General features: G+C 71.0%; 17 protein-coding genes. 6 read left to right on the forward strand and 11 right to left on the reverse strand.

All coding sequences use genetic code 11. The features are described 5' to 3' along the window. Positions 1-66 precede the first annotated feature (66 nt). The 3 genes from tkt to gnd are packed head-to-tail and all read left to right on the forward strand — an operon-like array spanning position 67 to position 4,315. Complete coding sequence (gene tkt, locus AB0J72_RS23940; protein WP_363402155.1) at positions 67-2,130, forward strand: transketolase; 2,064 nt, start codon at positions 67-69, stop codon at positions 2,128-2,130. Positions 2,131-2,190: 60 nt separating this feature from the next. Then, positions 2,191-3,264, forward strand: coding sequence for a transaldolase (gene tal / locus AB0J72_RS23945; protein WP_363402157.1), 1,074 nt, complete (start codon positions 2,191-2,193; stop codon positions 3,262-3,264). A 22-nt stretch (positions 3,265-3,286) separates the two neighbouring features. After that, the gene (gnd, locus tag AB0J72_RS23950; RefSeq protein WP_363402159.1) at positions 3,287-4,315 is read left to right on the forward strand and encodes a phosphogluconate dehydrogenase (NAD(+)-dependent, decarboxylating); all 1,029 of its coding nucleotides are present in this window, start codon (positions 3,287-3,289) and stop codon (positions 4,313-4,315) included. Positions 4,316-4,333: 18 nt separating this feature from the next. On the opposite strand, the gene zwf is transcribed toward gnd, so the two are convergent. Beyond that, complete coding sequence (zwf, locus tag AB0J72_RS23955) at positions 4,334-5,731, reverse strand: glucose-6-phosphate dehydrogenase (RefSeq protein ID WP_363402161.1); 1,398 nt, start codon at positions 5,729-5,731, stop codon at positions 4,334-4,336. 335 nt (positions 5,732-6,066) lie between these two features. Between zwf and AB0J72_RS23960 the strand changes: the two genes are divergently transcribed. After that, positions 6,067-6,243 (forward strand): hypothetical protein, encoded by a 177-nt coding sequence (locus AB0J72_RS23960; RefSeq protein ID WP_363402217.1) that lies wholly within the window; start codon positions 6,067-6,069, stop codon positions 6,241-6,243. A 104-nt stretch (positions 6,244-6,347) separates the two neighbouring features. Here the strand turns inward: AB0J72_RS23960 and AB0J72_RS23965 are convergent, their stop codons facing one another. Continuing rightward, the gene (locus tag AB0J72_RS23965) at positions 6,348-7,697 is read right to left on the reverse strand and encodes an NAD(P)/FAD-dependent oxidoreductase (RefSeq protein ID WP_363402163.1); all 1,350 of its coding nucleotides are present in this window, start codon (positions 7,695-7,697) and stop codon (positions 6,348-6,350) included. 226 nt (positions 7,698-7,923) lie between these two features. Here AB0J72_RS23965 and AB0J72_RS23970 point away from each other — a divergent pair, with 226 nt between their 5' ends. Beyond that, on the forward strand, positions 7,924-8,298 hold the full coding sequence (locus AB0J72_RS23970; protein WP_363402165.1) for a DUF488 family protein: 375 nt from the start codon (positions 7,924-7,926) through the stop codon (positions 8,296-8,298). A gap of 80 nt (positions 8,299-8,378) precedes the next feature. Here AB0J72_RS23970 and AB0J72_RS23975 read toward each other — a convergent pair whose 3' ends face one another. The 9 genes from AB0J72_RS23975 to AB0J72_RS24015 form a co-directional block, all read right to left on the reverse strand. Continuing rightward, positions 8,379-10,529 carry a hypothetical protein gene (locus AB0J72_RS23975; protein WP_363402167.1) on the reverse strand — a complete coding sequence of 717 codons (2,151 nt, stop codon included), beginning with the start codon at positions 10,527-10,529 and terminating at the stop codon, positions 8,379-8,381. Next, positions 10,529-12,475: a TIM-barrel domain-containing protein gene (locus AB0J72_RS23980; RefSeq protein WP_363402169.1), complete on the reverse strand. Its 1,947-nt coding sequence runs from the start codon at positions 12,473-12,475 to the stop codon at positions 10,529-10,531. The genes AB0J72_RS23975 and AB0J72_RS23980 overlap by 1 nt, the downstream gene beginning before the upstream one ends. 7 nt (positions 12,476-12,482) lie before the next feature. Continuing rightward, positions 12,483-13,292 (reverse strand): carbohydrate ABC transporter permease, encoded by an 810-nt coding sequence (locus tag AB0J72_RS23985; protein WP_363402171.1) that lies wholly within the window; start codon positions 13,290-13,292, stop codon positions 12,483-12,485. Continuing rightward, positions 13,289-14,149 (reverse strand): sugar ABC transporter permease, encoded by an 861-nt coding sequence (locus AB0J72_RS23990; protein WP_363402173.1) that lies wholly within the window; start codon positions 14,147-14,149, stop codon positions 13,289-13,291. Before AB0J72_RS23990 ends, AB0J72_RS23985 begins: the two co-directional genes overlap by 4 nt. Further along, positions 14,146-15,336: a sugar ABC transporter substrate-binding protein gene (locus tag AB0J72_RS23995; protein ID WP_363402175.1), complete on the reverse strand. Its 1,191-nt coding sequence runs from the start codon at positions 15,334-15,336 to the stop codon at positions 14,146-14,148. Before AB0J72_RS23995 ends, AB0J72_RS23990 begins: the two co-directional genes overlap by 4 nt. Positions 15,337-15,411: 75 nt before the next feature. Further along, entirely contained in the window at positions 15,412-16,389 is a 978-nt protein-coding gene (locus AB0J72_RS24000) for a LacI family DNA-binding transcriptional regulator (protein ID WP_363402177.1), read from the reverse strand. Positions 16,390-16,664: 275 nt separating this feature from the next. Then, positions 16,665-17,114: an HIT family protein gene (locus tag AB0J72_RS24005; RefSeq protein WP_363402179.1), complete on the reverse strand. Its 450-nt coding sequence runs from the start codon at positions 17,112-17,114 to the stop codon at positions 16,665-16,667. Positions 17,115-17,165: 51 nt separating this feature from the next. Then, a complete protein-coding gene (locus AB0J72_RS24010) occupies positions 17,166-17,615 on the reverse strand; it encodes a PRC-barrel domain containing protein (RefSeq protein ID WP_363402181.1) in 450 nt (149 codons plus the stop codon). Between the two features lie 210 nt (positions 17,616-17,825). Beyond that, entirely contained in the window at positions 17,826-18,200 is a 375-nt protein-coding gene (locus AB0J72_RS24015; protein WP_363402183.1) for a hypothetical protein, read from the reverse strand. A 334-nt stretch (positions 18,201-18,534) separates the two neighbouring features. Between AB0J72_RS24015 and AB0J72_RS24020 the strand changes: the two genes are divergently transcribed. Further along, complete coding sequence (locus AB0J72_RS24020; RefSeq protein ID WP_363402185.1) at positions 18,535-22,230, forward strand: NB-ARC domain-containing protein; 3,696 nt, start codon at positions 18,535-18,537, stop codon at positions 22,228-22,230. Positions 22,231-22,581: the final 351 nt, after the last annotated feature.

Consider the following 22,581-nt stretch of genomic DNA (forward strand, 5'->3'; position numbering starts at 1 on the left):
CTCGGGGCGCCGACGCGCGGACCCGTGGCGCAAGGTCTACACCAAGATCTACGATCCTTGGAGGCCATGTTGACTACCACGGCCATCGATCTGGACACCCTTTCCGTCAACACCATCCGCGGCCTTTGCATGGATGCGGTCCAGCGGGCGGAGTCCGGACATCCGGGCACGCCGATGGGGATCGCGCCGGTCGCGTACACCCTGTGGCAGCGGTTCCTGCGGTTCGACCCGGCCGATCCGATCTGGCCGAACCGGGACCGGTTCGTGCTGTCCGAGGGCCACGCCTCGGCCCTGCTGTGGTCGCTGCTCCACCTGACCGGGGCACGGGCGGTCGACCCGGACTACGAGGTGCTCGGCCGTCCCTCGATCACACTCGAGGACCTCAGGACCTTCCGTCAACTCGACTCGCGCGCTCCCGGCCACCCCGAGTACCGGTGGACGAGCGGCGTCGAGGCCACCACCGGGCCGCTCGGCCAGGGGGACGCGACCTCGGTGGGGATGGCCATCGCCGGCCGGTGGCTGGCTTCCCGGTACAACCGGGACGACTTCAAGATGTTCGACTTCGACGTGTACTCGATCACCGGCGACGGCGACATGATGGAAGGCGTCGCGTCGGAGGCCGCCTCGCTCGCCGGTCACCTGCGGCTGGCCAACCTGTGCTGGATCTACGACTCGAACCGGGTGACGATCGAGGGCTCCACCGACCTCGCGTTCACCGAGGACGTGGCCGAGCGGTTCCTGGCGTACGGCTGGAACGTCACGACCGTGGCGGACGCCAACGACCTGGACGCCGTGGAGCGGGCACTGCACAACTTCCGGACCGAGCACGAGCGCCCGACGCTGATCGTGGTGCACAGCCACATCGGGTACGGCTCCCCGGTCGAAGGCACCGCGCAGGCGCACGGCAAGCCCCTCGGGGCGCAGGCCGTCCGGGAGACCAAACGGTTCCTCGGCATGCCCGAGGACATCGACTTCTACGTCCCCGACGACGTGTACGGGTGGTTCGCCCAGGGCATCGGCGCCCACGGTGGCGCGGCCCGCGCCGCGTGGCGGTCGAGCTTCGAGGGGTACCGGGCGCGGTATCCGGAGCTGGCCGACGAGATCGAGCGGATGCAGCGACGCGAGCTTCCGGACGGCTGGCAGGACGCGCTGCCCACCTTCCCGGCCGACGCGAAGGGCATCGCCACCCGCGAGTCCTCGGGTCAGGTGCTCAACGCGCTGGCGCAGGCGGTGCCGTGGCTGCTGGGCGGGTCGGCCGACCTCGCCCCGTCCACCGACACGCGCCTGACGTTCCCCGGTGCCGGCGACTTCCAGGCCGACGAGTTCGGACGCAACTTCCACCTCGGTATCCGCGAGCACGCGGCGGCGGCGATCGCCAACGGGATGGCGCTGACCAAGCTCCGCCCGTACTGGTCGACCTTCCTGATCTTCTCCGACTACGCCCGTGGCGCGATCCGGCTGTCGGCCCTGATGGAGATCCCGACGGTGCACATCTTCAGCCACGACTCGATCGGGGTCGGCGAGGACGGGCCGACCCATCAGCCCGTCGAGCAGCTCGCCTCGCTGCGGGCCACGCCGGGGCTGCAGGTGTTCCGGCCGGCCGACGCGAACGAGGTGGTCGAATGCTGGCGGGTGATCGCTGGACTGCGCCGTGAGCCGGCGGCGCTCGTGCTCACCAGACAGCCGGTGCCGACCTTCGACCGCACCCGGTTGGCCGGCGCGGACGGGGTCGCGAGAGGCGCGTACGTGCTGGCCGACCCGCCGTCCGGCGAGCCGGACGTGATCCTGCTGGCCACCGGCTCGGAGGTCGCGCTCGCGCTCGCGGCGCGCGACGAGCTCGCCGCCGACGGGATCGGCGCCCGGGTGGTGAGCATGCCGTGCTGGGAGCTGTTCGACCGGCAGCCGCGGCAGTACCGCGACGAGGTGCTGCCACCGGCGGTGCGGGCCCGGGTCGCGATCGAGCAGGCGTCCACGCTCGGCTGGGAACGGTACGTGGGCGACGCCGGCGCGATCGTCGGCATGCACACGTTCGGCGCCTCCGCACCACTCAAGCAGCTGCAGAAGAAGTTCGGGTTCACACCAGAACGGGTGACGCAGGTCGCCCGGGAACAAGCGGCCGCGAACCCCTGACCGTCGAGGCGGCCTCGCCCGGCGCAGGCAACGAGGGGTTGTGGCAGGCAAGGAGGGGACGTGAAGGCAACCCAGACGCTGCACGAGCACGGGCAGAGCCTCTGGCTCGACAACATCACCCGGGGCATGCTCGACTCGGGCAAGATCCAGCACTACATCGACAAGTACTCGGTCACCGGCCTCACCTCGAATCCCTCGATCTTCGACACGGCCATCGAGTCCGGCTACTACGACGACGCGATCCGGCAGGGGTCCAGGACCGGGCTCTCCAGCGAGGAGCTGTTCTACGAGCTGGCGATCGAGGACCTGCGGCGGGCGGCCGACGAGTTCCTGCCGGTGCACGAGCGCACCGACGGCGTGGACGGGTGGGTGTCGCTCGAGGTGTCGCCGCTGCTCGCGTTCGACACGGCGGGGACGGTCGAGGCCGCCAAGGCGCTGCACGCCCGGGCCGCACGGCCCAACCTGCTCATCAAGATTCCCGGCACGGCGGAGGGCCTGCCGGCGATCACCGAGTGCGTGGCGTCCGGGGTACCCGTGAACGTCACCCTGCTGTTCTCACCGGAGCAGTACGAGGCCGCCGCGGACGCGTACCTGGCCGGCGTCGAGCGCCGGATGGAGCGCCAGCTCGATCCCGCCGTGGGGTCGGTCGCCTCGGTCTTCATGTCCCGCTGGGACGTCGAGGTCGCCACCCGCGTGCCGGAGGAGCTCAAGGACGAGCTCGGGCTCGCCGTGGGCCTGGCCACCTACCGGGCGTACCGGCAGCTCATGGACTCCGACCGGGTGCAGCGCGTGCAGAACTCCGGCGGGCGGATCCAGCGGCTGCTGTGGGCCAGCACCAGGACGAAGGACCCGGCCGCCTCCGACACGCTCTACGTGTACGGGCTCGCCGCGCCGTTCACGATCAACACCATGCCCGACGTCACGCTGGAGGCGTTCTACGACCACGGCGAGATGGGGGCGCCGATGCCCGCCGACGGCGACGGCTGCGACGCGATGCTGGCCCGGTTCCGCGAGACCGGCCTCGACGAGGGCGGCCTCGCCGCGAAGCTGCAGTCCGACGGGGCGAAGACGTTCGTCGCCGCCTGGAACGACCTCTTGGCAAGGATCTCCGCACAACGTGCCGCGGTCGCCTGACGCCGCTCGAGGGGGAATCATCATGACGACGCAGAGGCCCATGCAGCTCGGCATGGTCGGACTGGGCAGGATGGGCGGGAATCTGGTCCGCCGGCTCATGCGCGACGGCCACCGGTGCGTCGGGTACGCCCGCACCGAGCGAACCGTGCAGCGGCTCGCCGACGAGGGCATGCTCGGCGCGACCTCGCTCGCGGATCTGGTGGCCAAGCTCGACCGGCCCCGCGCGGTCTGGCTGATGGTGCCGGCCGCGGCCGTGCAGTCCACGCTCGACGAGCTCGTGGAGCTGCTCGACCCGGACGACGTGGTGGTCGACGGCGGCAACTCGTACTACCGCGACGACATCGCCCGCGCCCGGCAGGCGGCCGCGCACCGGATCCACTATCTGGACTGCGGTACGTCGGGCGGCGTGTGGGGCCTGGAACGCGGCTACTGCCTGATGATCGGCGGCGAGGAGGCGCCGGTCCGGCGGCTCGACCCGATCTTCAAGACGATCGCCCCGGGGCACGGGGATGCGGAGCCGACACCGAGCCGGACCCGTGACGGCACCGCGCCGGACGGATACCTGCACTGCGGCCCCAACGGCGCCGGCCACTTCGTGAAGATGGTCCACAACGGCGTCGAGTACGGGATGATGGCCGCCATCGGCGAGGGGCTTTCGATCATCCGGCACGCCAACGCGGGCAAGACCACCCGTATCGTCGACGCCGAGACGACGCCGCTGCGTGACCCGGAGGCCTACCAGTACGACATCGACGTCGCGGAGGTCGCCGAGGTGTGGCGGCGCGGCTCGGTCGTCGAGTCGTGGCTGGTGGATCTCACCGCCGACGCGCTGGCCCGCTCGCCCGGGCTGGACGACTTCACCGGGCGTGTCTCGGACTCCGGCGAGGGCCGCTGGACCGTGCAGGCGGCGATCGATGAGAGCGTGCCCGCCCCGGTGATCAGCACGGCCCTCATGGACCGGTTCGAGTCGCGGGGGCTCGGCGAGTTCACCGACAAGGTGCTGTCCGCGATGCGCAGCGAGTTCGGCGGCCACGCGGAGAAGCACGGCTGAGCCGGCCGGGCGGCCGCGTCACCGGCGGCCGTCCGGCAGGTACCAGTGGTGCGGCGCGATGAGCCGGTGGACGGCGTCCGGGCCCCACGACCCGGGGTCGTACGGCTGCACCGGTGGCGGATTGTCCAGCAGCGGGCCGGACACCTTCCAGAGCCGCTCGACACCGTCGGCACGGGTGAACAGCGACTGGTTGCCCAGCATCGCGTCGAGGATGAGCCGCTCGTAGCCGGCCAGCGCGCACTGGGTGCAGAAGGAGTCCGCGTACCGGAACGTCATGGCCGCATCGGTGAGGCGCATGGTGGCGCCGGGCTCCTTGGCCAGGAAGCGGGCCGCGATCCAGCCCGGATCGTCGAAGTCGATCACCAGCTCGTTGTTGGACATCGCGCACGCCAAGCTCGGGTCCAGCGCGAACATCCGCAGGGCCGGCTGCTTGAGCCCGAGGGTGACCACCTGCCGCCGCTGCCCGAGCGACTTGCCGGAGCGTAGGTAGAACGGCACCCCCGACCAGCGCCAGTTGTCCACCTCGACGCGGGCGGCGACGAACGTCTCGGTCTGCGAGCCGGGATCGACGCCGGGCTCGTCGCGGTAGCCGCGGTACTGGCCGCGCACCACCTGGGTGGGGTCCACCGGCGGCATGGCCTCGAAGACCTTGGTGGTCTCGTCGCGCAGCTGCTTGGCGGCCAGGGAGGTCGGCGGCTCCATGGCCACGAACCCCAGCACCTGGAACAGGTGCGTGACGATCATGTCGCGGAACGTGCCGGTCTGTTCGAAGAACCCGGCGCGGCCCTCGATCCCGATCGTCTCGGGCACGTCGATCTGCACGTGGCTGATGTGGTCGCGGTTCCAGATCGGCTCGAACAGTCCGTTGGCGAACCGCAGGGCGAGGATGTTGTCGACCGACTCCTTGCCGAGGAAGTGGTCGATGCGGAACACCTGGGACTCGTCGAACGTGGTGTGGATGGCGTCGTCGAGCGCGCGGGCGGAGGCGAAGTCCGTGCCGAACGGCTTCTCGACGATGACGCGTGCGTTGCCCGCCAGGCCGGTGTCGCCGAGCATGCCGATCGTGGGCGTGAAACCCCGTGGCGGCACGGCCAGGTGGAACAGCCGGCGGGGGTGCCCGCCGATCGTCTGCTCGGCCGTCGCCACCGCGTCGAGCAGCGGTTGCGGGTGCGCCGGCTCCGCCGAGCCGAAGGACAACGACTCGGCGAACTCGTGCCACGCCTCGCCGGTCGGCTCCGCCGTGCCGAACTCGGCCACCGCGTCCCTGGCGCGCCGGCGGAACTCGTCGTCGGTGAGCGCGGAGCGGGCCGAGCCGACGATCCGATAGCGGGCCGGCAGCAGACCCGCTCTGGCCAGGCTGAACAGCCCGGGTAGGAGCTTGCGTCTGGCGAGGTCCCCGGTGGCGCCGAAGAGCACGATTACGTGATCCTCGCAGGGTGCGCCCTCCTGCCGCGGCGTCACCGACTCCCTGGCACCAGGCGCTGCATACTGAACGCTCATGATCCCTGGTCACTCCGACCGTTGTGGATGTACGGGTACTCCTGACCGCTACCCGGCCCGGCGGTTCGTACACCGATGACCGCGCCGGCGGAATCCGGCACATCCGGCCCGGGCGGCCGTCCGTCCGTCCGTGGCTGGGTACCGCCGGATCGTCCCGGGTAGCGTCAGAAGGGTGCTGAGCCTGCCCGCAGGCGTCCGCGCCTGCCTGTTCGATCTCGACGGGCGCGACCGACCCGAATCGGGGACGAGCGATGATCAGCCATCCGGCGTTTCCGCCCGAGCCGTGGGACATCCGCGAAACCGGTCTTGACCTCGGGGTGCTGGCGCAGTCGGAGTCGGTGTTCGCGCTGTCGAACGGCCATGTCGGGCTGCGCTGGAGGGCGACGAACCGATCGAGCCGGCCCACCACGGCCGGGCCTTCCGGCTGACCGGTCACACATCCCGTCCCACCGGCGCGACCCGGTCCACGACCCAGCCAACCACCGGGTCGTGAACCCGTTCGCCGCCGGCCCGTTCCGCGTAGGGGCCGGCGCTACACCATCCAGGCCATGTTGGAGGCCTGGGTCGGGTAGACGAACAGCGCCTGCCGCAGTGCGTCGGCGCGGATGTCCGCCCGGATGGCGAGCGCGAAGAGGTTCGAGAACTCGTCGGCCTCGGGGCCCAACAGGTGCGCTCCGAGAATCCTGCCGGTGCCCTTCTCGATCAGGACCTTGTACATCGATGCCGGCTCGGCGACCCGTCGCGCCGAGTACCAGCTCGAGGTGTCCGCCTGCTTCACGTCGAAGCTCAGGCCCTCGGCCCGCGCCTCCTGCTCGGTCATGCCCACCGCGCCCAGTGCGGGGATCGAGTAGACCACACTCGCCCGGCCGCGGTAGTCCGTCGTGTGCTGGTCGCCGTTCAGGAGGTTCTCGGCGACGAGGCCGCCCTCGTACTGAGCGAACGGCGTCTCGGGAAGGCCGCCGCTGTTGGCCGCGTCTCCCGCCGCGTACACCGCCGGGTTCGACACACTCCGCAGGTAGTCGTCGACCCGGACCCCGTGGCGGTCGGACTCGACGCCGGCGGCGGACAGGTCGAGGTCGTCGATCTCAGGGGCGCGACCGGCCGCGTGGACGACCAGGTCCGCCTCGAACACCTCGGATCCCGAATCGGTCGCGGCCGTGACCCTGAAGTTTCCCGGTGTTCCCTCGACCCCCGTGACCTGGGCGCCGGTGCGGACGTCGATGCCCGCGTCGTGGGTGCGCACCAGGAGCCGCGCCACGAGGTCCTGGTCGAAGTTTGTGAGGGGCCGGTCCCCCCGCTGCAGGATGGTGACCGTCGCACCGGCCCTGGCCGCGATGTGGCCGAACTCGAACGCGATGTATCCACCTCCGACGAACACGATCCGCCGGGGCAGCTCCCGCAGGTCGAGGAACTGGTCGCTGCGGGTGAGGTGCTCCTCGCCCGGGATACCCAGCTTTCTCGGCCACGCGCCGGTCGCCACGACCAGGTTCGCGGCGTCGAGCACGTCCTGGCCGACCTCGATCGAACGCTCACCGACGAAGCGTGCCCGCCCGTGGAACGTCTCCACCCCCTCCTTGACGAGCATCTCCTCCTGCTGCCGGGGAAACGGGTCCGTGAACGTGGCCTTGAACCGGATGAGCTCCGGCCAGTCGATGCGCAGATCCCCGGTGACGCCGCGGCCCTGCATGCGACTTCTCCGGTCGATGATCTCGGCCGCTCCCACCAGCACCTTCTTGGGGTCACAGCCGCGCAACCCGCAGGTGCCGCCGTAGGGCCGGGAGTCGACGATCGCCACGTTCCGGCCGGCCGCCTCGCATCGCGTGGCCACCGTTGAGCCGGCTTCCCCAGTTCCGATCACGACGACATCAAAGGACTTCTTCATGATCCTCCTCCTGAGGTACCTCGTTGACGGCAGCAACGATCTGGCGCCGCCGCGCGAGTGCTGCCCGCGCGGCTGCCCGTGAATGTGCTGCCCTACCCAGGTCCACGGCCCCCGACACATCCGCCGCCTCCCGCGCCACCGCGGCCTGGTTCTCCATCGCGAAGGCGCATGATGGAAGACGGCGTCCACCGGCTCAAACGAGTGCGCTCAGTGGGGGAGGACCGTCATGACCAAGGACATCACGTACCGCAGGATCTACGAGGAGTCCTCGCCCGGCGACGGCAGGCGGGTGCTGGTCGATCGCGTCTGGCCGCGGGGGATGCGCAAGGCGGACGCGCATCTCGACGAGTGGCTGCGTGACGTCGCCCCGTCCACCGAGCTGCGCCGCTGGTACGGCCACAAGCCCAGCCGCTTCGACGAGTTCCGCCGCCGCTACCTCACCGAACTGCGCGAGCCCGAGCGCCGGCAGGCCGCTGACCATCTCCGGGACGTCGCCACCCACGACAAGGTGACGCTGCTGACCGCCACCCACGACGTCGACCACAGCCAGGCCGCCGTCCTCGCCGAATGGCTGACCGGCGCCGAAAGCACCACGACCTGATCCCCCCGCCGCGGACATCTCGGCGCGTCTCGGTGCGGTCCCGGCCGTGACGCCGCACGGCCGGGACCGGGGAGGGACGGCTACGGCGTGACGTCGGCGCTGTCGATCGCCACGTTCCATCCGCTGCTGGCCGCGTTCTTCGTGCCGGTCAGCCGGATCCGCAGGGTGTGCGAACCGGCCGCGAGCGCCGGGCTCGTCCACGCCACGCCCGAGGCGTTGCGCGCCGCGGCGTAGTTGTCGACCAGGGTCTCCGCGCCGCCGTCGAGCGACAGGGCCATGATCTGCTGGTCGGCGTCGCGGACGGCGTGCAGGGCGACCCGCGTGCCGGTGAAGGTGAACGTCGCCGTCGAGCCGGCCGTGAAGCTCCAGTTCGCGGTGCCGTTGAACATGTCCGGCACGCCGGTGGTCAGGCCCCAGCCGGAGCCGTAGGCGAAGCGGGCGTCGGTGCCGTCGTAGGTGCTCGCGGTGGCCGCCTGGGTCACGTCGGCGCGGTCGAGGGCGATGTTGGTGCCGGTGCTCGACGGGTTGCGCTGGCCGGTGTTGACGATCGTCAGCGTGTGCGGGCCGGACGCCAGGACGGCGCTGGTCCACACCACGCCCGAGGCGTTGCGCGTGGCGGCGTAGTTGTCGACCGTGACCGGGTTGCCCCCGTCGACCGCGACCGTCATGCGGCCCTGGTCGACGTCGCGGACGGCGCGCAGCGCGACCTGGGTGCCGGTGAAGCGGAACGTGGCCGTGGCGCCGGCGACGTGGCTCCAGTTCGCGGTGCCGTTGAACATGTCCGGCACCCCCGTCGTGACGCCCCAGTTCGCGCCGTAGGAGAAGTCGGGGCTGTTGGCGTCGACGATGAGCGGGCCGCCCGTGGTGCCGCCGTCGAGCGGGGTGCCGAGCGTGACGGTGTACGCGTCCGAGCCCGACGTCATCGGCACCGCCACGTTCAGCGTGCCGCCCGTGACCGTGACGTCGACGCTGGAGACGACCGCCGGGCCGGTCAGCGGGGACTGGTTGGCGATGCGGGCCACGGTGACGCGGGCGCGGCCGTTGGTGACGAGCCACGACGGCACGCCGCGCACCGCCACCGTGGTGGTGCCGGTCTGGCCCGTCTGGTTGCCCAGCAACGCGACCGCGCGGCCGGCGTTGCGGTCGATGCTCGCGGCGACGCCGATCGGGCCCGAGCCGGTCGCCGCGACGAGGTTCCCGGTCATCTGGGCGTAGGCGCGGTACGTCCACCACTGCCCCGTGGGCTGCCCGTTCCACAGCACCGAGTCGAGCGTGCCGGCGACGCAGCAGTCCGACCAGATCGCGTGCGCCGCCGCGGAGACGTTGGACGCGGCCAGGCGGGACAGGAACCAGGCGAGGTACCCCGGCTGCTGCTGCCCGGAGAAGAGGTACTCGTCGATGGTGAGCGGCAGCGCCGCCACCCCGCGCGCGGACAGGATCGCCGCCGCGTCGGCCGAGTCGGCCAGGGGATCGTTGCCGAAGTGCCAGTTGAGGACGTTCGGCAGGGTGCCGTCGGCCTTGGTCCGCGCGACCCAGGCGTCGAGCCAGGCGTGGTTGTAGCCGGAGTACGACGGGCCGACGATGACGGCCGATGGGTCGACCTGGCGGATCTGCGTCACCGCGGTGTTCCACATCTGGAAGTACTGCGCGCTGTTGACCCCGCGCGGCCAGAAGCCGGTGCCGTCGGGCTCGTTCCAGATGTCGTACCGCACCCGCGCACCCGACGCCTTCACGTCCGTGGCGAGCCGGTTGACGAACGCGCGCCAGTTGGTGCAGTCGCCGTTGTCGCACGGGTACACGGTGTTGGACGGCTGCTCGGTGTCGGCGCCCCAGATGTCGGAGACGAGCAGGTGATAGGTGGCGTTGTAGGGCGCGGCGGTGACCCGCCGGGCCTGCCCGACGGCGGAGTTGAGGCGCACCTGGTAGCCGGACCCGGCGGTGTACCCGTCGCCGATCCAGCCGTGCCCGGCGATGCGCGCCCCGCCGCCGCGGAACAGCGTGGGATGCAGGGGCTGCAGCAGGGAGTCGGCGGGCCCGGAGCCGTCCTGGTTGAGGCCGTACAGGAACCCGGATCCGGCGAAGGTGGGTGTCTTGCCGACCGCGGAGAAGTCGACGTCGACGGTGGTGTCGGCGGCCTCGGCCGACGGCGTGGCCAGGAGCGGCACCGCGATCGAGCAGATGCCGAGGAGCAGGACGGCGATGATGCGGCTTGGCGGAGCGGCGCGGGACATCAATCCTCCTGATTGACGGGGAGACGGGCGTCGTCTCGCAGGAACAAGGGGATCCGGGCCAGGGGAGCGTCGACGGTGACGGTCCTCCCGCCCGGGAACGTGGTGCCGGTGTCGGTGTGCGTCCAGCGGGCGCCGGCCGGGAGGTACACCTCGCGGTCGCGCGCGCCGGGGTACAGGACGGGCGCGACGAGCAGGTCGCGGCCGAACAGGAAGGCGTCGTCGACGTCCCAGGCGGCGGCGTCGGACGGGAACTCGACGAGCAGCGGGCGCAGCAGCGGCAGGCCGGAGCGCAGCTGCTCGTGCAGGTACGGGCGCAGCCGTTCGCGCAGCCGCAGGAAGGCGGCGAGGATGGCGTAGGCCTCGTCGCCGTACGACCACACCTCGTTCGGGCCGCCGCCGACCCCGACGCCGGCCCGGTCGGTGCGGGGCTCGCGGTGGCCGTGCAGGCGGAACAGCGGGCAGAACGCGCCGAACTGGAACCAGCGCACGAGCAGCTCCCGGTACTCCGGGTCGTCGGGGTCGCCGCCGTGGAAGCCCCCGATGTCGGTCGTCCACCACGGGATGCCGCTCATCGCGACGTTCAGCCCGGCCCGCACCGACGCCCGCAGCGCCGGGAACGTCGCCGGGATGTCGCCGGACCACAGGGCCGCGCCGTAGCGCTGTGAACCGGCCCAGGCCGAGCGGACCAGCGACAGCACCTCGGTCTCGCCCTGCTGGCCGAGGTATTCGAACGCGCCGCGGGCATGCTCGCGCGGATACAGGTTGGCGACCTCGGCGCCCGGCCCGGCGGCCAGGCTCAGGTTGTGGAAGTGGCCGGGGCGCATCTCGGGCTCGCAGGCGTCGAGCCAGAACGCGCGGACGCCGTCCTTGCCGTACGACTCGTGCACCCGCGCCCAGAGGAACTCCCGCGCCCGCGGGTCCGTGGCGTCGTAGAACGAGACCCCGATCGGCGCGTCGGTCTCGCCGTCGGGCCATTCCGCGTGTACGCCGCTGCCGCTGTCGGTCGCCACCAGCAGCCCGGCGTCGCGCATCGCCGCGTGGTTCGCCGACAGCGGGCTGACCGACGGCCACACCGACACCGCCAGCTCGACGCCTAGCCCGCGCAGCTCCTGGACCATCGCGGGCCCGTCGGGCCAGTCCTCGCCGTCCCAGTCCCAGTCGCCGAGGTGGCGCCAGTGCAGGTAGTCCGCGACGATGACCGACAGCGGCAGGCCGCGGCGACGGTACTCCCGGGCGACCTCGAGCAGTTCCGCCTGTCCGCGGTACCGGAGCTTGCTCTGCCAGAAGCCGGACGCCCACGCCGGCAGCTCGGGCGCGGGCCCGGTCACCTCGGCGTAGCGGCGCAGGATCTCGGCGGGCTCGCCGACGGTGAGCCAGTAGTCGATCTGCGGCGCCCGGTCGGCGACCCAGCGGGTGCCGTTGACGGCCAGCTCCACGCGCCCGACGGCCGGGGTGTTCCACAGCAGCCCGTAGCCGCGGCTGGACACCGTGAACGGGATGCTCACCTCGCCGTTGCGCTGCTGCAGCTCGAGCACCATGCCCTTCTGGTCGAAGCGGCCGTGCCCGTGCTGGCCGAGGCCGTAGAAGCGCTCGCCGGCGTAGGCGGCGAAGCGCTGCTCGACGCGGTGGCTCCCGCCGCCGGCCGGCTCGAAGTGCCGCGGGCCCGGCCACCAGAAGTGGGCCGGTGCCTCGCGCAGCAGCTCCTCGCCGGTGTCGGCGCGGCGGGCGGTGAGCAGCCCGCCGGCGCTCACCTCGACCCGCAGCCGGCCGTTGACGAGTACACCGTCCACGATGGACGCGCCCGGGTCGGCGGGCCGGTCGAGCAGGGCGCCGGGCCGGTCGTCGGCGATGCGGTGCCGGCCCGCGCGGACCCGCACGCTGTCGGCTCCCCACGGCTCGGCGACCAGCACGTCGTGGCCGTGCCGCCAGGTCAGCGCAGTGGTCATTGCTCTCCTAATCCTTGACGCTGCCGCTGGTGATGCCGGCCGCGACGTAGCGTTGTGCGACGACGAGCAGCGCGGCGACCGGCAGCGAGGCGATGACCCCGGTGGCCATCACGCTGTTCCAGTCGCTGATGTGCGCGCCGATGAAGCGGTAGATGCCGACGGTGATGGGGGCGGCCTCGTCGCGGGTGGTCAGCGTGACCGCGAAGAGGAAGTCCGCCCAGGCGAACAGGAACGAGAACAGCCCGGCGGTGATGACCGCGTTGCGGCTCACCGGCAGGATCACCGACCACAGCGTGCGCAGCGCCGAGGCGCCGTCGAGCTGGGCCGCCTCGCGGATCTGGGCCGGGATTCCGCGCATGAACGTGTGCACGATGAGCACGGCGAACGGCACGCACAGCGTCGAGTCGGCGAGGATCAGCGCGAGCGGGGTGTCGAGCAGGTACAGCTGGTTGGCGGCGGCGTAGAACGCGTTGGCCATGACGATGCCCGGGATCATCTGCGCCACCAGCAGGCCGAACAGCAGCGTGCGGCGCAGCGGGGCGCCGAGGTGGGCCAGGCCGAACGCGGCCGGCACGGCGACGGCGAGCGTGACGCCGACCGTGCCGAGCGCGACGTACACGCTGGTCAGCAGGTGCCTTCCCTGGCTGGACAGGGCGTTGCGGTAGCCGTCCAGGGTGCCGTGGATCGGCAGCCAGACCGGCGAGGGTTTGATGAGCTCCGTGGACGGCAGCAGGGAGGCGTTGACCATCCAGTACAGCGGGAACAGCATCACGGCGAGGACGATCACGCCGATCGTGGTGTTGGCCGCGCGCCTCACGACGAGCGCCGTTCCGCGCGCAGGTAGCCGATCGCGAACACCACGGCGACGACGATCAGCAGGTTGCCGACGGCGGCGCCGCGCCCGAACGTGAGCTGCTGGAACGACAGGTCGTAGGAGAAGGTCGTCAGGGTCTGCGACGAGTCGGCCGGGCCGCCCTGGGTGAGCACCATGATGACGTCGAACACCTTCAGCGTGTAGATCAGCCCGAGCGTGAGCACGACCGTCGTGACGGGCCGCAGCAGCGGGAGCGTGATGTGCCGGAACCGCCGCCACGCCCCGGCGCCGTCCAGTGCGGCGGCCTCGTAGAGCTCCTCGGGGATCGACTGCAGCCCGCCGTACAGGATGACCATGTTGAACGGGATCCCGACCCAGACGTTGACCAGCGTGACGGCGGTGAGCGCCACGCTCGTGCTGGCCAGCCACGGGATCGGCTCGTCGATGAGGTGCAGGCCGAGCAGCGACTGGTTGAGCACGCCCGAGTCCGTCTCCAGAATCCACCGCCACGCCGTGCCGGACACCACCAGCGGCAGCAGCCACGGCACCAGCAGCAGCGAGCGCAGCACGCCGTTCAGCGGGAACCGGCGGCGGAAGAACACCGCCAGGGCCAGGCCGATGCCGAACTGGAAGGCCAGCGACGCGGCGGTGAACAGGACCGTGTTCGTGACGGTGCCGGCGAACGCCGGGTCACGGAACACCTCGCGATAGTTCCGCAGCCCGGCGAACGGCGCGACGCCCGTGTAGAAGGACGAGACCGTGTAGTCCTGGAAACCCATCCGCACGTTGGTGGCGAGCGGATAGAGGTAGAACAGGATCAGGTACAGCCACGCCGGGGCGACGAAGGCGAGCCGCTTCACTTTCGGGCAGCCGCCTTGAGCGCCTCTTCCGGCGACTTCCCGCCCGCGAGGCAGGCCTGGATCGCGTTGAACAGCGCCTCGCTGGCCTTCGGGTAGTCGGTCCCGAGCTCGGCGGTGCGGGCCTGGGCGGTGGCGATCTCCTCGACGAACGCCGACAGCTGAGGGTCGCTCTGCGCGAGCTGGGCCGCGGCGGCCTGGTTGCTCGGGATGTAGCCCGCCGCCTTCGACCACTCGAGGCTCTTGTCCTGGCTCAGCAGGCACTTGAGCACCGACATGGCCTTCGCTTCGCGCTGCGGGTTGCTGCGCCCGACCGTCCACATCTCGCCGCCGAGCGGGGTCACCGGCTTCGCGGTGGGCGAGGGGATCGGGATCGGCACGATGCCGAACTTGAGGTCGCTCTTCTTGTTCAGCGTCGGCAGCTGCCACGGCCCGTTGACCATCATCGCGGCGTTGCCGGCCATGAACTGGTCGTTGATGTCGGCCTGGGTCCAGGTGACGACGGATTTGGACGCGGCCTTGGCCTCGACGAGGTCCTTCCACAGGGTCAGGGCCTTGATCGCCTCGGGGGAGTCGAGCCGGCTGAGGCTCGCCCCGGCGGTCCAGAAGAACGGCTCGAACTGGAAGCTGCCCTCCTCGGTGCCGACGGCGGAGAAGGCGATGCCGTAGCGGGTGCCCTTGGTGAGCGCCTTCGCGGCGGCGGTCAGCTCGTCCCAGGTCTTCGGCGGCTGGAGGCCCGCGGCGGTGAAGAGGTCCTGGTTGTAGTACAGCGCCAGGCCGTTGACGCCGGGCGCGATGCCGTAGGTGTCGCCCTTGTACTTGCCGGCCGCCACGATGGAGGGGTACAGCCCGTCGGTGGACAGCTCCTTCAGCGGCACCAGGCCGCCGGACGCGGCCAGCTGCGGCAGGTCGGGGTTGTCGACGAGGGCGAGGTCGGGCAGCGACCGGGCGGACGCCTGCTGCAGCAGCTTCGGCATGAACTGAGCCCGCGGCACCTGCTGGTGCTGGACCTTGACGCCGGCCTGGGCGCCGCACTCGTCGAGCAGCTTCGGCAGCTGGGTGTTCTGCGGCGCGGCCTCGTAGTAGTCGATCTCGGTCAGGGTGTCGGCGCCGTCCTTGGTGCCGCTGGCCCCATTGCCGCACGCGGTGAGGGCGAGGGCGGTGAGGACGGCGGCCGCGAGTCTTCTCATGTGGGGGTGCCTCTCTCGATTTGTCGAACTGATTCGACAAATGGCGGAAGGGTGTGCGGTGAAGGGTGTGTCGGTTCAGCGGACCTTGAGCAGCGGGGCCAGCATCGTGACGGAGGGCTGGACCTCGTTGTTGAGCAGTCCGGCGAGGCGCTGCACCGCGGTGCGGGCGAGCTCCTCCACCGGCAGGGACACCGCGGTGACCGGCGTGGTGAGCCGGTCGGCGGCGTCGTCGGGGCAGATCGCGACGATGTCGACGTCGGGCCGGCCGAGCCCGGCGAGCCGGTCGGCCACCAGCGGCAGCGCCCACTCGTTGTAGACGACCATCGCGGTGATGTCCGGGTCGCGTTCGAGCAGCTCGCCCAGCGCGTCGACGACCCCGCCGGCGCTCGGCAGGCAGGGCGTCCACGTCGCCGCGGCGCCCTGCTCGCGCAGCGCGTCGAGGGCTCCGTCGCGGGCGTGGGCGGCGTAGGCCGCGCCGCGGCGGTAGGTCTCGGGGTGCTGCCCGAGGAAGCCCACGTGCGTGTGGCCGCGCTCGACGAGGTGCTCGGCGGCGACGCGCCCGCAGGCGACGAAGTCGAAGTCGACGTACGGCAGGCCGTAGGGGTTGTCCGGCGTGCCGACGAGGACGGCGGGGCACTGCAGCGTGCGCAGGAGCTTGGCCCGCGGATCCTTCTGCTGCACCTCCATGAGCATCACCCCGTCGACCAGGGCGGTGCCGACGGCGTCCCGGATCGCGGACGTGCCGTCGTCGTCGGTGAGCATGAGCAGCTTCAGCCCGGCCTCCTGGGCGGCGGTGAGGGCCGCCCACACGTACGGCATCTGGACCTGGTTGTGGGGTCCGTGCACGAGCGGCAGCGCCATGGCGATGACGCCGGTGCGCCTGGTGCGGATGGAGCGCGCCCCGGCGTGCGGCCGGAACTGCAGCTCGGCGATGCTCGCCTCGACCCGGGCGATCGTCTCGGGCGAGATGGAGCGGTTGCCGCTGAGCACGTAGGACACCGTGCTCCGCGACACCCCCGCGTGCCGGGCCACGTCCGCGATGGTCACTGCCATTGCCCGAGTCTCCTCCCATCGCCGCGGTCCGGCCGCACTGGGTCGAGCCGGAGGTGTCGAACTGTCGAATCAGTTCGACGCGTGGACCGTAACACCGCGGCAACACGGCGGCAAGACCCGGCGCCGCCGGCCCGACGCCCCGAGCGGGTCAGGACGGCGGCGATCCCGGCCGGGCTCGGAGGGCGACGTCGCGCATCGCGACGGATGGTCGGCCAGAAGGTTCGGGTCTACCTGCTGGCCTGAGGAAGGGCGAGCAGACCGCCGGCAGGGACCGGTCAGTCCGCCGCCGCGATGGCGTCCTTGATCGCCTGCGCGTCGCTGTCGAGGAGCGACCGCTTGCGTTCCGTCGCGTCGTGCATGAGGGCCCAGCCGTCCCCCGCGTAGCGAGGGATGACGTGAAGGTGGAAGTGGAAGACCGTCTGGAAGGCGACCTCGCCGTCACAGAGCAGGACGTTGATTCCCTCGCAGCGCATGGTTGAGCGCCGCAAGGCCCGTGCCATGTCATGACCGACCGACCAGACGTGCGCGCTGGTGGCTCGGTCGAGGTCTTCGAGGCCCACCGCGTGCACGCGTGGCACGACGAGGAGATGGCCGGGTGCGACGGGGTTGAGGTCCATGAAGGCCACGACGGTCTCGTCCTCGTACACCACACTGGCCTCGGCCTGCCGGGCCGCGATGGCGCAGAAGATGCACCCCTGCGCCGCCGGCGTCGCGTTCTGTGTCATGCGCGCAATGGTCCCCAGCGCGCCCAGACGGGTGCTACTGAGTTTGTTGCTCTACCGATCGGGACCGGCACCTGGCTCGGGCCGCGCGTAGCTGTCGGTGTAGTAGCGGCCGACCTGGTCCCGGTAGCCGGACTGGGTGAAGGTGTCCGGGTCGTACGCGGGGGAGTCCTTCACCTGCTGCCGCGTCCGGTCGACGTGGACGGTGCGCTCACGGTGGTCGACGTGGTCCACGGTCCCGGCCGGAAGCAGCACCTTCCGGCCGAAGATCCACGGACCGGTGTCCACGACCAGATGGGCCGCGCCGGTGTCGTGGTTCGCCTCGTCGACGGTGCCGATCCGGCCGTCGGTCGCCTCGACGTGGTAGCCGGTGAGTTCGACGTCGGTCCGGCCGTCGGGAGGAGGCACCGGTGCGGCGGTGTCCACGCCGAGGTCCTCGTCGGCGACGCCGCTGTAGCCACCGGCGAGTGCCGCCGGGTCACGCCAGGTCCAGGGATCGAACATGTCCACGGGTTACCCCGCTGGCCGCCGCTCACGCACCCAGACCGGCCGTCCTGGACCTGACGATTCACCGATCTGGTGGACCTTCGCCGCGAGTCCGCAGCCCGACCGGCCCATGCCTTCCCGCCGGGCCGGGGTCCGAGCCTCGACTGCCAGAACGCCCGCCCCGAACGGTTTCCACTCGGTGGCGGGCGCGCCGCGTCGCTGTACGGCCTAGCTGGCGGGCGTGTAGCAGCCCGGTGCCTGGAAGGGCGGCCCGAACGGAAAGCAACCCCAGTTCGCGAAGGTCGAGGAGATGCTCTTCACGCCGTAGACCGTGTACTTCCAGCTCGACGGCGAACCGCCGCAGCCGACATGGACTGTCCACGGCGGCGTGACACCCGACTTGCTGAAGACGCTCGTCCCCGATGCCCAGCCCGATCCTCCCGCGGCCTGAATCCAGACCCCCACCACGGGACCGGTGCTCTGATTGCAGACCACGTCACCAGAGACAGTCACCGCGGCCATGGCGGGCTCGGCCGCCGCGACCACACCTGCGCTGACGAGCGTTGTGACCAGCGCTGCCGAAACCGCCGTCCGGCGGAACACGTGCCCGGCTCTACGCATCTCCGAACTCCCCTCGAAGCACCGATTCGCAAAATCGGTGCGCTGCGAACATGTCCTCTCACCGTTGACGACCTCAGGCCAGCCAGGAAGAGGTCACGTCCAGTCCGGACGGACCCGTACTGGCAACCCACCCATCGCCGCAGCTCATGGGGGACGTCCGGCCTTGTACGGGCCTGTACGGAGCACGCTTCGACGTCCGGCGCTCGCGGAGAACAAGCCCGGGTCTGTGGGTGAGTGGGTTTGTTCGTTCGGTTGTTGGCGGGGCGGGGTCGGGTGGTGTTGATTGTGGTGAATGACGGTTGGGCGAGGAGGTTGGGTGGGGCGGCGTTGGTGGGTTGCGGCAGGGGCGGCCCTGACGGTGTTGTGGCTGACGGCTCTCGACGCGCTGTTGAGTTTGACGACCAACGCGTTCGACCTTGGTCGGTTTCGGTGGTGGCTGCTGAGTGCTGGGATCACGGGTACGGTCGGCGCGGCTGCGGTGGCCGGTGTGCAGGCGGCACGGTCGGGTTCGCGGGGTCGCGTGTGGGTGAGCGCGCTTGAGGCCGGCCGGGTCCGACGGGTCGACCTGGAGGAGGAACTGGCCGCTCTCCTGGTCGGCGTCGGTCACGGGGTGGTCGGGGTGGGAACGGCCCTGTTCGGCGCCGGCGGGTTCGGCAAGACGACACTGGCGCGGCAGGTCTGCGGACATCGGCGCGTGCGGCGGGTGTTCCGCTCGGCGGCGTGGGTGACCCTCGGTGAGGAGCCGACCGAGGCCTATCTGCGTGAACAGATCAATGACGTGTACTTCCGGTTGAGCGGCCGCCGGCTGGATGCGCAGAGCTTGGAGCAGGCAGGTCAGGAACTGGGGCGCTTGCTGGATCAGGGCCCGCGGGTGCTGCTGGTGATCGATGACGTGTGGCGGTCGGAGCATCTGCGACCGTTTCTGCACGGTGGACAGCGGTGCACGCGGCTGGTGACGACCCGCCGTCCGGGTGTGGTCGCGGGGGTGGCCGGCGGTCGGATGGTCCGGGTTGACGAGTTCAGTGCGGAGCAGGCACGGGCCGCGTTGCTGACCGGGTTGACCGGCACGGCGCCATTGGGTCTGCGGGCCGAGAGCGAACTGCTCCGGGTGACCGGTCGATGGCCGCTGCTGGTGCGGATGGCGAACCGGCACCTGTTCGACGAGGTCGCGGGGGGCGCGGCGTTGCCACAGGCAGCGGAGCGGCTGGTCGCACGGCTGGTCGCGGAGGGTCCATCAACGTTGAACCTGCTCGACGAGGAGAGCCGCAACCGGGCCGCGGCGGCCAGCATCGGGGCGAGCATGGCCCGCTTGAGTGGCCCGGAGCGGACCGCGTTCGTCCGGTTGGGCGTATTCGCCGAGGACCTCGCGGTGCCGGCCGACGTCCTGGCGATGCTCTGGTCGCCGGTGGTGTCAGGTCCATACGCGGTCCAGCGGCTCTGCGAACGGCTGGACGGATTGTCGTTGCTGGCCAGCTACTCGAGGGCAACCGCGACGGTCCGAGTCCATGACGTGGTGCGTACGTTCCTGCGGCATCAGTACCCCGCTGAAATCGTTGACGGCAACCGGGCGCTGGTGGCTGCGGCCCGCGCGCTCGTGCCCGTGGGCACCGGGCCGACGCCGTGGCATCTGCTTCCCACTGGCAACTACTTTCAGCGGTACCTCTGCCAGCACTTGGCCGATGCAGGGTTGGTGCCGGAGCTGACCGGGCTGCTGCGGGATCTGCGGTGGGCGGAGATGAAGTTGCGACAGACCGAGCTCGGCGCGCTGAGTCTCGATGCCGACTACGCCACGTGCACTGTCCCCACCGTCGGTACGTTACGGCGGGCAGTGCGGCAGGCGGCGCATCTCCTCGGCCCGGTCGAGCCGGCGCACAGCCTCGCTGACATCGTCATCAGCCGCCTCGACGGCAATCCCGACGTCGCTGCACCTGTCGCGGCGTACCGCGCGACGCTGCCCGACGCCATCCGGCTGACCAGTCGCGGACGCCCACCGGACGCCCCTCATCTGGCCCTGTCGTTCGTCCTGGCCGGCCATATCAGCCGGGTTGTGGCGGTGGCCCTCCCTGCGGACGGATCGTTCATCGTCACCGTCAGCGATGACCGGACCGCACGGGTCTGGGACCCGGTCAGCGGCGTGCTCCGACACCGGTTGACCGGGCACGCCGGTGCTGTGCTCGCCGTGGCCGTTCCGGCGGACGGGTCCTACATCGTGACTGCCAGCGATGACCGGACCGCACGGGTCTGGGACCCGGTCAGCGGCATGCTCCGACACCGGCTGGCCGGGCACGCCGGCCCGGTGCTCGCCGTGGCCGTTCCGGCAGACGGGTCCTACATCGCCACCGCCAGTAATGACCGAACGGCGGGGGTGTGGGACCCGTTCACGGGCGCCCTCCGGCACCGGCTGACCGGACACGCCGGTGCTGTGCTCGCCGTGGCCGTCCCGGCGGACGGGTCCTACATCGTGACTGCCAGCGACGACCAGACGGCGCGGGTCTGGGATCCGGCGCGGGGAATCCCGCAACACGACCTGGTCGGGCATACGGGCCCGGTGTCAGCCGTGGCCGTGCCAGCGGACGGGTCGTACGTCGTCACCACCGGTTACGACCGGACGGCGCGAGTCTGGAATCCTGCCGGCTACGGACTCATGCACACGCTGACCGGCCACACCGGTTCTGCGGTAGCGGTGCCAGCCGACGGGTCGTACATCGTCACCGCCAGCCACGACCGGACAGCACGCGTCTGGGACCCGGCAAGTGGCCGACCACGGTACGAACTCGCTGGGCATGCCGGCCCGGTGTCGGCCGTGACCGTCCCGGCCGACGGGTCGTTCATCGTCACGACCAGCGGAGACGGGACGGCGCGGGTATGGGACCCCGCCACCGGCGTCCTGCGGCACACGCTGACGGGCCACACCGACGCCGTGGAGGCGGTCGCCGTGCCGGCCGACGGGTCATGCATCGTCACTGGCAGCCGCGATGAGACCGCGCGGGTATGGGACCCCGCCAGCGGCATCCTGCGGCATGCGCAAACCGGCCACACCGACATGGTGGAAGCCTTGGCCGGGCCTGCGGACGGGTCGTACGTCGTCACCGGTAGCCGCGACAAGACGGCGCGGGTATGGGACCCGGTCAGCGGTGTGCTGCGCAATGCCTTGGCCGGCCACATCGACTCCGTCGAGGCAGTGGCCACCCCGGCCGACGGGTCGTACATCGTCACGGGCAGCCGCGACAGGACTGCGCGGGTCTGGCACCGAAGCGGCGTGCTGCGCCACGAACTGACCCGGCACAACGGCTGGGTCAACACGGTGGCTGTGCCGCCAGACGGGTCCTACATCGTGACGGCAAGCGACAACGATGGAACGGCGATGATCTGGGACCCGGTCAGCGGAGCGCTGCGCCACGAACTGACCGGGCACCTTGGCTGGACGCTGTCGGTCGCCGTTCCGTCGGACGGGTCGTATGTCGTCACCGGTAGCCGCGACAAGACCGCGCGGGTATGGGACCCCGTCAGCGGAGCGCTGCGCCACGAGCTGATCGGACACACCGACTGGGTCGAGGCGGTCGCCGTACCGGCCGGCGGGTCCTTCGTCGTGACCGGTAGCCGCGACCAGACCGCGCGGGTATGGGACCCCGTCAGCGGCGCGCTGCGCCACGAACTGACCGGGCACGCCAACTGGGTGCTGTCGGTGGCAGTACCGGCGGACGGGTCGTACATCGTCACCGGTAGTGGCGACACCGCGCGAGTCTGGGACCCGGTCAGTGGCGCGCTGCGCCACGAATTGGCCGGGCACACCGACTGGGTCGAAGCGGTCGCCGTATCGACGGACGGGTCGCACATCGTCACCGTCGGCCGCGACAAGACCGTGCGGGTCTGGGACCGCAGCGGCGGACTCGCCGCGACGACGAGAACCGACACGCCGCTCTCTGGCTGTGTGATGGTTGGCGACGGGATCCTGGCGGCAACGGGAGGGGACCATCTCTTCGTGTTCGCGATCCGGACGCCACGGATCTAAGTCCGTCCGGAGGTGCGTCAGTTTGCCGATTTGCTCACGCGCCTGTGCGGTCGGCGGCTCGATGTCTACATCTTTGCAATTCACTGCTATCGGGCGTCAGTAACCGCAAATGACGAACGTCAGAATAGTGCCGGCCCCGGCGCCATTACGCATTCGCCCGCCCGGTCCGTTCCGGCGATCAGCACCGACGGTTCTAGTCCGGAGTCGGTTCGCGATCCTGCGGAATAGCGCCACCTCGACAGAGGCGAACTGTTCGCCACGCCACAAGTCGAGTTGCAGGTCCGGGTGGAGCCATCGGGCAGAGTTCGGGAGCTGAACCGACGGCCGGGCCAGGTCGAACCTGCTAGCACT

Source organism: Dactylosporangium sp. NPDC049742 (assembly GCF_040674675.1).
Taxonomy (GTDB): Bacteria; Actinomycetota; Actinomycetes; order Mycobacteriales; family Micromonosporaceae; genus Dactylosporangium; species Dactylosporangium maewongense.